The organism is Massilia niabensis, from assembly GCF_042655085.1.
Classification (GTDB): domain Bacteria; phylum Pseudomonadota; class Gammaproteobacteria; order Burkholderiales; family Burkholderiaceae_D; genus Telluria; species Telluria niabensis.
In genome coordinates this window covers 1006625-1021524 of sequence record NZ_JBHSMU010000015.1, presented here as the reverse complement: position 1 = coordinate 1021524, position 14900 = coordinate 1006625, and the positions used below count along the sequence as shown (strand labels likewise).

At 63.0% G+C, this 14900-nt stretch carries 17 protein-coding genes; 1 reads left to right on the top strand and 16 read right to left on the bottom strand.

Features of this window, described 5'->3' with window-relative positions:
• Positions 1-67: 67 nt before the first annotated feature.
• The 5 genes from ACFPN5_RS18990 to rpsF form a co-directional block, all read right to left on the bottom strand.
• A complete protein-coding gene (locus ACFPN5_RS18990) occupies positions 68-1453 on the bottom strand; it encodes a replicative DNA helicase (RefSeq protein WP_379785351.1) in 1386 nt (461 codons plus the stop codon).
• 129 nt (positions 1454-1582) lie between these two features.
• Positions 1583-2035 carry a 50S ribosomal protein L9 gene (gene rplI / locus ACFPN5_RS18985; protein ID WP_379785350.1) on the bottom strand — a complete coding sequence of 151 codons (453 nt, stop codon included), beginning with the start codon at positions 2033-2035 and terminating at the stop codon, positions 1583-1585.
• 38 nt (positions 2036-2073) lie between these two features.
• Positions 2074-2364, bottom strand: a complete 291-nt coding sequence (rpsR, locus tag ACFPN5_RS18980) for a 30S ribosomal protein S18 (protein ID WP_379726590.1) — start codon at positions 2362-2364, stop codon at positions 2074-2076.
• A gap of 37 nt (positions 2365-2401) precedes the next feature.
• Positions 2402-2695, bottom strand: a complete 294-nt coding sequence (gene priB, locus ACFPN5_RS18975; protein WP_379785349.1) for a primosomal replication protein N — start codon at positions 2693-2695, stop codon at positions 2402-2404.
• A 33-nt stretch (positions 2696-2728) separates the two neighbouring features.
• The gene (gene rpsF, locus ACFPN5_RS18970) at positions 2729-3124 is read right to left on the bottom strand and encodes a 30S ribosomal protein S6 (RefSeq protein ID WP_379785348.1); all 396 of its coding nucleotides are present in this window, start codon (positions 3122-3124) and stop codon (positions 2729-2731) included.
• A gap of 242 nt (positions 3125-3366) precedes the next feature.
• On the opposite strand from rpsF, the gene lexA reads away from it, so the two are divergent.
• On the top strand, positions 3367-4008 hold the full coding sequence (lexA, locus tag ACFPN5_RS18965; protein WP_379785347.1) for a transcriptional repressor LexA: 642 nt from the start codon (positions 3367-3369) through the stop codon (positions 4006-4008).
• A gap of 87 nt (positions 4009-4095) precedes the next feature.
• Here lexA and ACFPN5_RS18960 read toward each other — a convergent pair whose 3' ends face one another.
• From ACFPN5_RS18960 to ACFPN5_RS18910, 11 genes are all read right to left on the bottom strand, one after another.
• Positions 4096-4836: a tetratricopeptide repeat protein gene (locus ACFPN5_RS18960; protein WP_379785346.1), complete on the bottom strand. Its 741-nt coding sequence runs from the start codon at positions 4834-4836 to the stop codon at positions 4096-4098.
• A gap of 26 nt (positions 4837-4862) precedes the next feature.
• Entirely contained in the window at positions 4863-6104 is a 1242-nt protein-coding gene (locus ACFPN5_RS18955; RefSeq protein ID WP_379785344.1) for a cystathionine gamma-synthase family protein, read from the bottom strand.
• Positions 6105-6123: 19 nt separating this feature from the next.
• Positions 6124-7650, bottom strand: a complete 1527-nt coding sequence (gene purF, locus ACFPN5_RS18950; RefSeq protein ID WP_379785343.1) for an amidophosphoribosyltransferase — start codon at positions 7648-7650, stop codon at positions 6124-6126.
• Positions 7651-7700: 50 nt separating this feature from the next.
• Positions 7701-8189, bottom strand: coding sequence for a CvpA family protein (locus ACFPN5_RS18945; protein WP_379785342.1), 489 nt, complete (start codon positions 8187-8189; stop codon positions 7701-7703).
• A 45-nt stretch (positions 8190-8234) separates the two neighbouring features.
• Positions 8235-9227, bottom strand: coding sequence for an SPOR domain-containing protein (locus tag ACFPN5_RS18940; RefSeq protein ID WP_379785341.1), 993 nt, complete (start codon positions 9225-9227; stop codon positions 8235-8237).
• A gap of 10 nt (positions 9228-9237) precedes the next feature.
• Entirely contained in the window at positions 9238-10536 is a 1299-nt protein-coding gene (folC, locus tag ACFPN5_RS18935; RefSeq protein ID WP_379785340.1) for a bifunctional tetrahydrofolate synthase/dihydrofolate synthase, read from the bottom strand.
• A gap of 78 nt (positions 10537-10614) precedes the next feature.
• The gene (gene accD / locus ACFPN5_RS18930) at positions 10615-11487 is read right to left on the bottom strand and encodes an acetyl-CoA carboxylase, carboxyltransferase subunit beta (protein ID WP_379785339.1); all 873 of its coding nucleotides are present in this window, start codon (positions 11485-11487) and stop codon (positions 10615-10617) included.
• An 82-nt stretch (positions 11488-11569) separates the two neighbouring features.
• Positions 11570-11857 (bottom strand): hypothetical protein, encoded by a 288-nt coding sequence (locus ACFPN5_RS18925; RefSeq protein WP_379785338.1) that lies wholly within the window; start codon positions 11855-11857, stop codon positions 11570-11572.
• Between the two features lie 127 nt (positions 11858-11984).
• On the bottom strand, positions 11985-12800 hold the full coding sequence (gene trpA, locus ACFPN5_RS18920) for a tryptophan synthase subunit alpha (protein ID WP_379785337.1): 816 nt from the start codon (positions 12798-12800) through the stop codon (positions 11985-11987).
• A gap of 133 nt (positions 12801-12933) precedes the next feature.
• Complete coding sequence (gene trpB, locus ACFPN5_RS18915) at positions 12934-14214, bottom strand: tryptophan synthase subunit beta (protein WP_379785336.1); 1281 nt, start codon at positions 14212-14214, stop codon at positions 12934-12936.
• Positions 14162-14899: a phosphoribosylanthranilate isomerase gene (locus ACFPN5_RS18910; RefSeq protein WP_379785335.1), complete on the bottom strand. Its 738-nt coding sequence runs from the start codon at positions 14897-14899 to the stop codon at positions 14162-14164. Before ACFPN5_RS18910 ends, trpB begins: the two co-directional genes overlap by 53 nt.
• Between the last annotated feature and the right edge of the window lies 1 nt (position 14900).

Below are 14900 nucleotides of genomic sequence, written 5' to 3'. Positions count from 1 at the left end.
TCTTGGGACTGTGAGGGTCCGCTGCAGGCCTGCTTTCAACGCGGCCTGGCAGCGGCACAATATCGGCTTAATCGCCCTGGTAGACGGCGAGGTTACCGCTGTAGTTGCCGAACTTGGTGTACTGGCCGATCCAGGTCAGGCGGATCGCGCCGATCGGACCGTTACGCTGCTTGCCGATGATGATTTCGGCGGTGCCTTTATCGGGCGAGTCGGGGTTGTAGACCTCGTCGCGATACAGGAAGATGATCACGTCCGCATCCTGCTCGATTGCGCCGGATTCGCGCAGGTCGGACATGACGGGACGTTTGTTCGGGCGCTGTTCCAGCGAGCGGTTCAGCTGCGACAGCGCGATCACCGGGCAATGCAGTTCTTTCGCCAGGCCCTTGAGCGAACGCGAGATCTCGGAGATCTCGGACGCACGGTTGTCGCCCGGCTGGCTACCCTGCATCAGCTGCAGGTAGTCAACGATAATCAGGCCGAGCTTGCCACACTGGCGGGCCAGACGGCGCGCACGTGCGCGCATCTCGATCGGGTTCAGCGCCGGCGTCTCGTCGATGTAGAGCTGGGCGTCGTTCATCTTCTGGATGGCGTGCGTCAGGCGCGGCCAGTCCTCGTCGTTCAGGCGGCCGGTACGCAGGCGGTGCTGGTCGAGCTGGCCGACCGAGCCGAGCATACGCATGGCCAGCTGGGTGCCGCCCATCTCCATCGAGAACACGGCAACCGGCAGGCCGGCTTCGATCGCGACGTTCTCGCCGATGTTCACGGAGAAGGCGGTCTTGCCCATCGACGGACGGCCGGCGACGATCACCAGGTCGCCCGGCTGCAGGCCCGAGGTCATGCGGTCGAGGTCGATGAAGCCGGTCGGCACACCCGTGATCTCGCCCTGGTTTTCGCGCGAATACAGTTCGTCGATGCGCTCGACCACTTGCGTGAGCAGCGGCTGGATCGGATTCCAGCCCTGGGCGCCACGGGCGCCCGATTCGGCGATGGCGAAGATCTTGGATTCGGCTTCGTCAAGCATCTGCTTGACTTCCTTGCCCTGCGGATTGAACGCATTGCCCGAGATTTCGTCGGCAACGGTAATGAGTTTGCGCAGGATGCCGCGGTCACGCACGATTTCGGCGTAACGGCGGATGTTGGCGGCGGACGGCGTGTTCTGCGCCATCGCGTTCAGGTATTGCAGGCCGCCTACGTCCTCGGCCTTGCCAAGCGACACCATGGCCTCATAGACGGTAATCACGTCGGCCGGCTTGCCGCTGTTAATCAGGCGCACCATCTGTTCGAAGATGATGCGGTGGTCGTAGCGGTAGAAATCGTCCGCGTGCATGAAGTCGGCAATGCGGTCCCACGCCGCATTATCGCGCAGGAGGCCGCCGATGACGGACTGCTCTGCTTCGATGGAATGCGGGGGAATGCGTAGCGACTCGATCTGCGGATCTGCGGGGGTATTCATGACCGGCATTATAACCTCTCCTGTCATGCGACTGAAATAATTGGGAAGTTTCCGGGCGTAAAAAAAGCCGGGCGAACCCGGCTTTTCCCTTTAAACAACAGCCCTTGACGAGCGTGTTATCTGACCTGCTTAAGCTGCTTCGCCAACAACCGCGATGGTGATTTCGACCACGACGTCGGTGTGCAGTGCGACGGCAACAGGGTGCTCGCCGGTGGTCTTCAGCGGACCGGTCGGCAGGCGAACTTGCGCCTTTTCAACTGCGAAACCTTGCTTGGTCAGCGCTTCGGCGATGTCGAAGTTGGTGACCGAACCGAACAGGCGGCCGTCAACGCCGGCTTTCTGGCCGATGGTGATGGTCATGCCGTTCAGCTTTTCGCCCTGGGCTTGCGAAGCCGACAGCTTTTCAGCTGCTGCTTTTTCCAGCTCGGCGCGCTTGACTTCGAACTCGGCGACAGCCGACGAGGTCGCGCGGCGGGCCATCTTTTGCGGAATCAGGAAGTTACGTGCGTAACCGTCCTTGACCTTCACCACGTCGCCCAGGTTGCCGACGTTAACAACTTTTTCCAAAAGGATAACTTGCATATTTTTCTCCAGAAAATTCTGACTGTACGGCGCTTGAATTAAGCGTTGTGCAGGTCGGTGTACGGCAGCAGCGCGAGGTAGCGTGCGCGCTTGATCGCGGTGTCAACCTGGCGCTGGTAGTGCGCCTTGGTGCCGGTCAGGCGTGCCGGCATGATCTTGCCGTTTTCCTGGACGAAGTCCTTCAGGGTGTCGACGTCTTTGTAGTCGACCTGTTCCACGTTTGCAGCGGTGAAGCGGCAGAACTTCTTACGCTTGAACAGCGGGTTTTGCTGTTTGCGCTTCTCTTTGAGCTTTGCTTTGTTTTTGTCGAACTTTTTACCGAATGCCATTTGAGGCTCCTGTATCTAAAAGGTGGGCCGCTAATTCTTAAGCGGCGGCACTGAAATCAATGATGTGAAACACCAGGGCTTTGCTGTTGCGATTCTTCCTGGCCAAAAATCCCGTGAACTGGTGCGCGGCGCCCAACTCGGCGCTGGCGAAGCGGCCCGAAATTTCTCCCGCGGCGAACGCGGTGATTTCGAACTCGACCAGTCTCGAGACACCTGCCTCGACCTGCTGCGAACTGTGCATCAGGATTGCCGAAACGACCGGCACGCCGGCGGGGGTGTAGCGCAGTACGTCGCGTTCAGCGATGGTAGCGACGACTTCTAACTGGTTCACTTCAAGCTGTTCAGGATTCCTGGCGAAAGAAAATCAAGCAGCAGCTGGGGCCGGGGCTGCAGCAGCAGCCGGGGCTTCCGAGCGGTGGCTCTTGGCTGCGTCTTCGCGCTGGACCGACTTCATCATTGGCGACGGAGCGGTTTCAGCCTTCTTCATTTTCACGGTCAGGTGACGCAGCACGGCATCATTGAACTTGAATGCGGTTTCCAGCTCGACCAGGGTCTCGTTGTCGCACTCGATGTTCATGCAGATGTAGTGTGCCTTCGGCAGCTTCTGGATCGAGTAAGCCATCTGGCGACGGCCCCAGTCTTCGACGCGATGGATGTTACCGCCGCGTGCGCTGACGCTGGCCTTGTAACGCTCGATCATCGCCGGGACTTGCTCGCTTTGGTCCGGGTGGACGATAAAAACGATTTCATAATGACGCATGCAACACTCCTTAAGGACGTTTAAACAAATGCCCACCTCGGCGTCAAGACGAGTGTGGGAAGGGAAAGCCGGCAATTATAGCGCGATTGGGGCGGCAACACAATGACCCATGGCCTTGGCCGGGGCGTCGCCCCGGCGCCACAGGCTCCTGACGGGAAATCGTTAAATTTTGGCGATTTCCCTTGCATTCGCCGAAATACTGTACAAAAATACAGTCTGAATCATTAACCCGTGGCAGATCCATGCTCAAGCTCACTGCAAGGCAACAACAGATCCTTGACCTGATCAAGGAAGCGATCGACAACACCGGCTTCCCGCCCACGCGCGCCGAGATCGCCAAGGAATTGGGCTTCAAGTCGGCCAACGCCGCCGAGGAACACCTGCAGGCTCTCGCCCGCAAAGGCGCCATTGAAATCGTCTCCGGCACCTCGCGCGGCATCCGCTTGATTGGTACGTCGGTACATGCACCCGCGCCGGTGCCCCACGTTCCGGCAGCCCTCCTCATGTCGCTGCCGCTGGTCGGCCGCGTCGCCGCCGGCTCGCCGATCCTGGCGCAGGAACACGTCGAGGCCACCTACAACGTCGACCCGGCCATGTTCGGCGCCCGTCCCGACTTCCTGCTGAAAGTACGCGGCTGGTCGATGCGCGACGCCGGCATCATGGACGGCGACTTCCTCGCCGTGAAGAAGATCGACAGCGCCAAGAACGGGCAAATTGTCGTCGCCCGCATCGGCGAAGACGTGACCGTCAAGCGCTACCGCAAGACGGGCGAACTGATCGAGCTGCTGCCGGAAAATCCGGACTTCAAGGTCATTCGCGTGGAACCGGGCGACGAGTTCGCGCTCGAGGGACTGGCGGTAGGACTGATGCGCAGCTGGCACTGAGTTGCGACTCAGGTGCCACTAGGCAGGAATGAAAAAGGCCGCCGATGCGGCTTTTTTTGCATGTGTCGCGTCAAGGAGAGGACAACCTTACTTGGTACGCACCGAATCGTCCTTTGGCATCTTCTGGATGATTGCATTGTGCTCGCCGACATACGCCTCGGTCGCGCTGCGCCAGACGCCGACGTCGGCCAGCACCAGCTTCGCGCCCACCTTCGCCTCTTGCGAGATGTTTTCCTGCACCTGCGCCAGGTGCTTCTTGGCGCGCTCCAGCTCGGATGCGTTCATGAGCTTGGCGATGTCGGCAGGAATGCGCTCGCTCAGGGGCGACACGGCGTTCAGGTTGTTCACGAAGCCGTTATAGCAGTCCTGCCATTTGGCGATGGCGTTCGACACGCGTTCGATCTCTGCGGTCTGCTTCGAGATCGCGGGAATCCGCGGGGCCGGGCAATGGAATTTGCCCGACTTCAGGTCGGCCCCGTCGTAGCGGCTGACCCAGTGGTCGATTTCCGCGCGGCGCTCGCCGCGCTGCTTCATGATGTCGAGCGATGCGGCCGCTACCTTGTTGCCCTTGCCTGCAGCCTTCTGGAACCACAGCTGCGCCTTCGCCTCGTCGACCGCGCCGGCCTCGCCGTACCAGTACATCTGGCCCAGGTGTTGCTGGGCCTCGGGGTTGCCGGCATTAGCCAGCTTCGTGTACAGCTTGAGCGCTTCCGGATACTTCTTCTGCTCGAACAGCGCCTTCGCGTCTTCGAGTTCGCCTGCGTGGACGCTACCTGCCAGCAGCAGGCCAAGCAGCACGCCGTACAGCACCTTCGTGTTCTTTTTCATGGGTCCCCGTTATTCAAAACGCCTGCTCAGGAAGACAGGGCCGCCCGGAAGTCTTCCAGCAAATCGTCCGTATCCTCGATGCCGACCGATACCCGGATCAGCGACTCGGCGATGCCCATGCTGGCGCGGCGCTCGGCACCCATCTCGAAGAAGATCGTGTGCGCCACCGGAATGACGAGGGTGCGGGTGTCGCCGAGGTTACTGGCCGGAATCGCCAGCTTCAGGCGGTTCAGGTAATCGAAGCAGTCTATCCCATCGTTGAGCTCAAAACTCAGCAGCGAGCCGCCTGCCTTGAACAATTCGCGGGTGATGCCGTGCTGCGGATGGGATGCCAGTCCCGGGTAATGGACGGCCGCGACGCGCTCATCGGCTTCGAGCATGGTCGCCAGCGCCAGCGCGTTCGCACAGGTGCGCTCCATGCGCAGCGCCAGTGTCTCGGCGCCGACGGCGATGTGGTGCGCCGCTTCCGGGCCGAGCGCCGCGCCGAAGTCGCGCAGCGCTTTCGCCCGCAGTTGCGCCATGCCCTGGGCCTGGGACGGCTGCTTGCGGAAGTTGTCGGCGATGTTCGGGAAGGCGCTCCAGTCGAACAGGCCGGTATCGGTCAGGGCGCCACCGAGCGCAATGCCGTGCCCGCCGATCGATTTGGTGAGCGAGTTCACGACCAGGCCGGCGCCCACCGCCTTCGGGCGGAACAGCCAGGGCGTGGTCATGGTGTTGTCGACCACGTACAGGATGCCGCGCTCGCGGCACAGCTGGCCGATGCGCGCCAGGTCGGCGACCTGGGTGCGCGGGTTGGCGACCGTCTCGACGAACACGAGACGCGTTTCCGGGCGCAGCGCGGCCGCAACCGCGGTAACGTCGGTGGCGTCCACCATGTCGACCGCGACGCCCTGCCCCGCCGCCGTCTGCCACAGGCTGTTGGTGTTTCCGAACAGGAAGGAGGACGACACGATATGATCGCCTTCGCGCAGCAGCGCCTGGAACAGCGCGCCGATGGCGGCCATGCCGGTGCCGAAGCACAGGCTGGCAACGCCGTCTTCCATCTTCGTGATCTTGTCTTCCAGCGCCGCGACCGTCGGGTTGCCCTGGCGGCCGTAACGGAAGCCCGGTTCCTTGCCCTGGAACACGGAGGCGAGCTGGCGCGCGTCGCCGTAGCCGAAGGCCACCGAAGTGTGGATCGGCTTGTGCAGCGAGCCCTGCTCGATCGCCTTGCGGCGGTCGTTGTGCAGGATGGTGGTGGTGAAACCGTAGTTTCTCTGTTCGCTCATGGGTAGGCGCAAGGATGCGTTATTCGGCGGCGACCGCCGGATTCAGGTTCAACTGGGTGCGTACGACGTCCTCCTGCGAGACACCCTTGCCGCCATTGTGACGCGCCGTCTCCAGGTTGTCGAGGTAAGCCGGGGTCACGTCGCCGGTTACATAGATACCGTCGAAGCAGGAGGCCTCGAAATTGGTCAGCGCCGGATTCACGTCCGAGATCGAACGCTTCAGCGCATCGATGTCCTGGTACACCAGGCGGTCGGCCGTAATTTCCGCGCACACCTCTTCCACCGTGCGGCCGTAGGCGATCAGTTCCTCGCGGGTCGGCATGTCGATGCCGTACACGTTCGGGAACAGCACCGGTGGCGCGGCCGAGGCGAAGAACACCTTGCGCGCGCCCGCTTCACGGGCCATCTGCACGATTTCGCGGCTGGTCGTGCCGCGCACGATCGAATCGTCCACCAGCAGCACGTTCTTGCCCTTGAACTCGGAGCCGATGGCGTTGAGCTTCTGGCGCACGGATTTTTTCCGCATCCCCTGCCCCGGCATGATGAAGGTGCGGCCGATGTAGCGGTTCTTGATGAAGCCTTCGCGGTACTCGACGCCGAGTTTCAGCGCGAGCTGGATCGCCGCCGGGCGCGAGGAATCGGGAATCGGCATGACGACGTCGATTTCCTCGACCGGGATTTCCTTGCGAATCTTGTCGGCCAGGTACTCGCCCATTTTTAGGCGCGTCGCGTACACCGAGGCGCCGTCGATCACCGAGTCGGGGCGCGCGAGATACACGTACTCGAAGGCGCAGGGGTTGAGCGACGGGTTCTCGGCGCACTGGCGCTCGTGGAAACTGCCATCCTCGCCGATGAAGACCGCCTCGCCCGGCGCGATATCGCGCACGAAGCGGAAACCGATGCCTTCCAGGGCGACCGACTCGCTGGCGACCATGTATTCGACGCCGTTCTCGCCCTCGTTCATGCCCAGGCACAGCGGACGGATGCCGTACGGATCACGGAAGGCCAGCATGCCGTGGCCGGCGATCTGGGCGACGACGGCATAGGCGCCGCGCACGCGGCGGTGCACAATACCGACCGCCTTGAACACGGCCTCGGCGTCGAGCGAATAACCGTTCGCCGCTTCCTGGATCTCGTGGGCCAGTACGTTAAGCAGCACTTCCGAGTCGGAATTGGTATTGATGTGGCGGCGGTCGTTACGGAACAGCGCCTCTTTCAATTCGGCCTGGTTGGTCAGGTTGCCGTTGTGCGCCAGGGTGATGCCGAACGGGGCATTGACGTAGAAGGGCTGCGCCTCTTCCTCGCTCGACGAGCCGGCGGTCGGATAGCGGCAGTGGCCGATGCCGGTATTGCCCTGGAGGGAACGCATGTTACGGGTGCGGAACACGTCGCGCACAAGGCCATTGGCCTTGTACATCGAGAACATGCTGCTGTGATTGGTTGCAATGCCCGCAGCGTCCTGGCCGCGGTGCTGCAAGAGCAGCAACGCGTCATACAACAGCTGGTTGACGGGAGTTTGCGAGACGACGCCGACGATGCCACACATGGTGCGCTCCTAAGAACTGAATGCAGTTACAAAATGTAAAAAATGAGACTTCAAAACTTTACATGCTGCGCGAAGGCAGCAGGAAGAAAGGGCTTGACAGTGCGCGCTCCGGTCTCGGCCAGCGGGGACAATAGCGCGTCTTTCCAGAATGCTTGTTGGGGGATGGAGGTCATGGAACACAATATGACGGCGGCGAGCACGATGACAACTCCGCGCGCCAGGCCGAACACGCCACCGAGGCCGCGGTCAGCCAGCGACAGGCCGGATGCCTCGACCAGTGCGCCGATCGCCAGCGAGAGCAGGCCCATCAGGATACGCACGCCAAGGAACAGGGCGATGAACGCCACGATCAGGCGGACTGTCTCGCCGGGGATCATCTCCGGCAGCATTGGCCCGAGCTGCGCGCCATACATATTGGCCACGACGAAGGCCACGATCCAGCCCAGCAGCGACAGGATCTCCTTGACCAGGCCGCGCAAGGTGCTGATCACGACCGAGGACACCAGCACGAACAATACCAGATAATCGAAAATCGTCACGTCGCCTCAGTTACTTGACCCAACCACCCGCCTCGACCATCGGGCTCACTCCGCCACCAGGTTGCCGCCGAACTTGGCGCGCGTCTTTTCGGCTTCTTCGCGGCTGGCGAAGGGGCCGACGCGGACACGGATCAGGGCGCCCGACTTCTGGGTGTACGAGCTGACGCCGGCAGCGCGCAGGCGCGACTGGAGCTCCGCCACCTTTTCCTGGGTCGCCAGGGCGGCAACCTGCACCACGTAGCGCTGAGCAGCTTCCGGCTTCTTCTCCGGCGGCTCCGCCTTCTCGACTGGCTTGGCAGTGTTCTTGCCCTCGAGCAGCGCCAGCGCGCGGGCGGCTTCCGTCGCCTTCGGGTGCGTCGTGTCCGGCTTGGCTTCAGGTTTCTTCGGCGCCGGCTTGTCGACCGGCTTTTCAACCGGCTTTTCAACCGGTTTTTCGGCGACCTTGCGCTCGGGCTTGGATTCTGGCTTCGGTTCAGGCTTGCGCGCGGCCGGCTTCGTTTCCGGCAACGTGCGCTTGACTTGCGGTTCCGTGTACAAAGGCGCGTCGTCCGTCATGATCGCCACCGGTCCAGGGTCTTTTGCCGGCGGCGTCACGGTGGAAGCACGCGGCGCAGGCGCGCCCAGCGGCGGGGCGGTGATGACTTCTTCGTCCTCGTCGACGCTGTCGGCCGGCACCGGGCTTGCCGGCATCGGCAGCGGGGGCGCTTTTTCTTTCGAAGGGATCTGGATGGCGATGTCGCCGGCCAAAGGACGTGGCTCGGAGTCGAGCAGCATCGGCAGGCCGACGGCGGCAGCGAGGGCCAGCGCGATGGCGCCGACCAGGCGGCGGCGCGCGCGCTTCTTCTCCGGCAGCATCGGGTCGCCGCCGCTGCGGCTGCGGCGAGACCCTCCACCGCCGCTGCTCCCCGCTTCGTTCGCATGCGACGCGCGCTTGGCGCGGGCCTGCTGCCCGAAGTCGTCATCGTCGCGGGAAAAACGGCCACTGTCCTGGGCGGTGCTGTCTTGCTTGTTTTTACTAAAAATCGAGAACAAGCCCATGCGTCTTATGTCAGTGAAGTGAGTTTTTTCGGGCCGCCATCACGCCGGCGACGGTGTAGAACGAACCAAAGACCACAATTCTATCATTCTCCTCAGCACGGCTCACCGCATTTGCGAACGCCGCGGCCGGGTCAGGGAAAGCGGTGACCGAAAAATCGCCCTCTTTCGCCCCCGCGGGACGCAGCGCGGCGACTTTTTCGGCCAGGTTCGCGCTGGCCGCCGAGCGTGGGGAATCCAGGTCGGCCACGCACCAGTGGTCGATCAGCCCGGCCATCGGGGCGAGCACGCCGTCGATGTCCTTGTCTTCCATGATGCCGAATACGGCATAGGTGTAGCGGTGAAAGCCCATGTTGCCGAGGTTCTGCGCCAGCGTGGCGGAAGCATGGGGATTGTGGGCGACGTCGAGCACCGTCGTCGGGCGGCCCGGCAACACCTGGAAGCGGCCCGGCAGTTCGACCAGGGCCAGGCCGGTGCGTACTTCCTGGGCGCCGGCCGGCAACTGCATGCGCAAGGCTTCCAGCGCGGCCAGCGCGGCCGAAGCATTCAATAGCTGGTTCGCGCCGCGCAGCGCCGGATAGGCCAGCGAATTGCGGCGCTGGGTGCGCCCGCCATAGCTCCACTGCTGCTGGTCGCCCTGGAAGTTGAAGTCGCGCCCGATCAGCCACAGGTCGGCGCCGATGTCGGCCGCGTGCTGGATGAGCGACTGCGGCGCCAGCGGATCGCTGCAGATCGCCGCTTTGCCCGGCCGGAAGATGCCGGCCTTCTCAAAACCGATCGCTTCGCGCGTGTCGCCCAGGTAGTCGCTATGGTCGATATCGATGCTGGTGACGATGGCCACGTCGGCATCGACCACGTTCACCGCGTCCAGGCGCCCGCCCAGGCCCACCTCGAGGATCGCCACGTCGACGCCGGCCTTCGAGATCAGGTGCATGATCGCCAGCGTCGTGAACTCGAAATAGGTGAGCGACACGTCGCCGCGCTGCGCTTCCACATAATCGAAGGCCTCGACCAGCATGGCGTCGCTCGCCATCTCGCCATTGATACGGGCACGCTCGTTGAAGTCGAGGAAATGCGGCTTGATGTAGAGGCCGACGCGGTAGCCGGCGTGCAGCAGGATCGACTCGAGCATCGCGCAGGTCGAGCCCTTGCCGTTGGTGCCGGCGACCATGATGACCGGGCATTCAAATTGCAGCTGCATGCGCTCCTTGACGGCGCGTACGCGGTCCAGGCCCATGTCGATATGGGTTTCGGCATGGCGCGACTCGATCAGCGCCAGCCAGTCGGGCAAGGTGGTGGGGAGATTGGGCATGGTCAGTGTGAAGCTTGAAAAAAGAAAGGCCGGCGACCCGCAGTGCGGACGGCCGGCCGGAGCCTATTCAGACGACAATCAGGCGATGACTTCGGCTGGCTGGTTCTGCAGCAGCGCCAAGAGACGGGCGATTTCTTCGCGCATCTTGCGGCGGTCGACGATCATGTCAACGGCGCCCTTTTGCACCAGGAATTCGGCGCGCTGGAAGCCTTCCGGCAGCTTTTCGCGCACGGTGTTCTCGATCACGCGCGGACCGGCAAAGCCGATCAGCGCCTTCGGTTCCGCAATCACGACGTCGCCCATGAAGGCGAACGAGGCCGACACGCCACCCATGGTCGGGTCGGTCAGCACGCTGATGAAGGGTAGTTTCTTTTCCGACAGCTTGGTCAACATGGCCGTGGTCTTGGCCATCTGCAACAGCGACAGCAGGCCTTCCTGCATGCGGGCGCCGCCGGTAGCGGTGATGCAGATGAACGGCACTTTCTGTTCCAGTGCGACCTGGGCGCCACGGGCGAAGCGTTCGCCGACGACGGAACCCATCGAGCCGCCCATGAATTCGAACTCGAAGCAGGCGACGACGACCGGCAGGCTCATGATCGAGCCGCCCTGGACGATGAGCGCGTCGGTTTCGCCGGTGGCCTCCATTGCCGCCTTGAGCCGGTCAGGATACTTCTTGCTGTCCTTGAATTTCAGGGTATCGACCGGCAGTGCTTCCTGGCCGATTTCATAGCGGCCGCCTTCGTCGAGCAGGCCGTCGAGGCGGCTGCGTGCGCGGATGCGCATGTGGTGGTCGCACTTCGGGCAGACATGCAGGTTCGATTCGAGGTCGGCGCGGTACAGTACCACTTCGCATGATGGGCACTTGACCCACAGCCCTTCGGGCATGGTCTTGCGGTTGGCGACATCGGAGCGCTGGATTCGGGGGGGCAGCAGTTTTTCCAACCAACTCATGTTCTCTCCTTTGCGGCAATTCTTGAATGGGGCGTAGTGTAGCCGCTGGCGCCCGGCTTGTCACCGCTTGTGTGTCTGGCAATCAATCCTTATGGACAACGCCATCGACCTCGCTCGTTGTGAACTCGAATCCGCCGACGCGCGCTGCAATCCCGTTATACACCCAAGCGCCAAACAGCGTGAGCACGAATCCAAACGCCAAGTAGAGCACGGGCAGCAGGATCACGAGCAGCAACGAAGCGCCTGCCCCCTCCTGCATGAGCGTGGGAATAGTCATCAGAATGACCAGGGGAATGGAGATGACGAAGTAAAGGGCCGCCATGAGTTTGGCGTTATGCAGGACCGATACGCTGACGATTTGCTTTTTCACGATGTGTCTTCCATGCAAGATTAATTGCGCTTAATGTACCGCACCGATAGCAAGGCGACAAGCAAGAAGTAAGAAAGCCGGCAGCGCATAAATCCGCTGCCGGCTTCCCTGTGAAGGCGCAGGCGCTTTATCGCACCTCTTGCTCCCGGCTGTCGAGCGCGGCCCGGATACCGGCCACGAAGGACTGCACGGCCGGCACCGCCGCCTGCGGGCCCGCGTTCTCGATCTCCTGGATGATGCGGCTGCCGATCACGACCGCATCAGCCACCGAGGCGACCGCCCTGGCCGTCTCGGCGTCGCGAATGCCGAAGCCCACGCCGATCGGCAGGCTGACGTGCTCGCGGATGGCGGCCACACGGCGCGCCACATCGGCCGTATCGATGGTGCCGGCGCCGGTCACGCCTTTCAGCGAGACGTAATAGCTGAAGCCGCTGCCATAGCGCGCGACCTGCCGGATGCGCTCGACCGTGGAGGTCGGCGCCAGCAGGAAGATCAGGTCGAGGCCGTTGTCGCGCATGGCGTCGGCAAAGGCTTCGCACTCTTCCGGCGGATAGTCGACGACGATGGCGCCGTCGGCGCCGGCGTCTTTGGCGCAGCGAATGAAGTTGTCGGGGCCGATGCGCTCGATCGGATTCGCGTAGCCCATCAGGACGACCGGCGTATCGGCGTTCGTCTTGCGGAACTCGCGCACATAGTTGAAAACGTCGGGCAGGCCGATGCCGAATTTCAGGGCGCGTTCACAGGCGCGCTGGATGACCGGGCCCTCGGCCATCGGGTCGGAAAACGGGACGCCCAGTTCCAGGACATCGGCGCCGCCCGCGACCAGCGCGTGCATCAGCGGGACGGTGAGGTCGGGGCCGGGATCACCGGCGGTGATGAAGGTGACGAGGCCGGTCTTGCCTTGCTGGCGCAGGGCGGCGAAGGTGGATTCGATTCGGGACATGATGTGTTCGTTATTTGAATGTCAAATGTGAGGTCGCGGTTTGCATGAATCCGTTGAACGCGTGGACGGGGTAATTTCGGCCAATGGCCGGAATTACGTCCACGCGTTCAACCTGCATGTGCCTACAAAAGGATCAGCTGAAATCCAGCCCCATGCGCTGCGCCACCGTATGCATGTCCTTGTCGCCGCGGCCCGACAGGTTGACCAGGATGAGCTGGTCCTTGGGCAACGTGGCCGCCAGTTTCACGCCGTAGGCAATCGCGTGCGAGGATTCGAGCGCCGGGATGATGCCCTCGATGCGGCAGCAGTCGTGGAAGGCCTGCAGCGCCTCGTCGTCGGTGATCGACACGTATTCGGCGCGCGCCGAATCCTTCAGCCAGGCGTGCTCCGGGCCGACGCCGGGATAGTCCAGGCCCGCCGACACCGAATGGGTCTCGATGATCTGGCCGTTCGCATCCTGCAGCAGATAGGTCCGGTTGCCGTGCAACACGCCCGGGAAACCCGCCGTCAGCGAGGCCGAGTGCTTGCCCGAATCGAGTCCCTCGCCGGCCGCCTCGACGCCCACGAGCTTGACGCCCGGCTCGTCGATATACGGATAAAAGATGCCCATCGCGTTCGAGCCGCCGCCGATGCAGGCCACCACGTAGTCGGGCTGGCGCCCGGTCATCTGCGGCATCTGCACCCGGCATTCCTCGCCGATCACCGACTGGAAGTCGCGCACCATCATCGGGTAAGGATGCGGGCCGGCCACGGTGCCGATGATGTAGAAGGTGTTTTCGATGTTGGTGACCCAGTCGCGCATCGCTTCGTTGAGCGCGTCCTTCAGGGTCTTCGAGCCGGATTCGACCGGGACCACGGTCGCGCCCAGCAGCTTCATGCGGTAGACGTTCTGGGCCTGGCGCTTGACGTCCTCGCTGCCCATGTAGACCACGCACTCGAGGCCGAAGCGCGCGCAGATGGTGGCAGTGGCCACGCCGTGCTGGCCGGCGCCGGTTTCGGCGATGATGCGCTTCTTGCCCATGCGCCGCGCCAGCAGCGCCTGGCCGATGACGTTATTGATCTTGTGGGCGCCGGTGTGGTTCAGGTCTTCGCGCTTGAGGAAAACCTGGGCGCCGCCGGCCAGTTCCGACCAGCGCTTGGCGTGGTAGACCGGCGACGGGCGGCCGACGAAATGGGCCAGCTCGTAGCGGAATTCTTCGAGGAACTCGGGGTCGACGGAATAACGGGCGTAGGCTTCGTTCAGCTCGGCCAGCGCATGGGTCAGTGTCTCGGCAACGAAACTGCCGCCGTAGGGGCCGAAGTGGCCCCGGGCGTCGGGGAACTGGTATTCAAGGGTCTGGAACAAGGCGGCAGGGCCGCGCTCAGCTTGTGCTTCCTGGGTGACTTCCAGGGCTGCTTCCTGAATCGGTTTCATGGGTTTGGCTTTCAATGGTGGCATCGGCGGTGGTATCGGCAACCCTGACCGCCGCAATGAAACCGGCGATCTTGCGGGCGTCCTTGATCCCCTTGGCCGCTTCGACACCACTGCTGATGTCGACGGCCCAGGGGCGTACGCGTGCTACCGCCTCAATGGCGTTTTGCACGCTCAAGCCACCACTCAAAACGACCCGAGGCGCGAGCTCTTTTGGAATAACTGACCAATCGAAGACCTTTCCGGCGCCGCCGTAGGCGTCCACATGGGTGTCGAGCAGGAGGCTTGAAAACCAGGGACTGGCGGCGCGGTATGCGAGTTCGCATTCTAGCAGTTCAAAAGGCGTCGTGTCCGGCTTGACGCGGTAGGCGCGCACGAACGGGCGCTTCACCGCGGCGGCGATCCGTGCGCACTCTTCCATTGTTTCGTCGCCGTGGAACTGCAGCAGCGCGACCGGGGCCGCGTCCGTCACCGCCCTCACCTCTTCCAGGCTGGCGTTGACGAACAGGGCCACCGAACTGACATACGGCGGCACCAGGGCGCCGAGCGCGGCAAATTGTTCCGGCGCGAGGTAGCGCGGGCTTTTCGGGTAGAACACGAAGCCGAGCGCGTCGGCTCCGAGCGCGACGGCTGCGCGCAGGTCTTCCTCGCGGGTGATGCCGCAGATTTTAATACGGGTACGATTCATA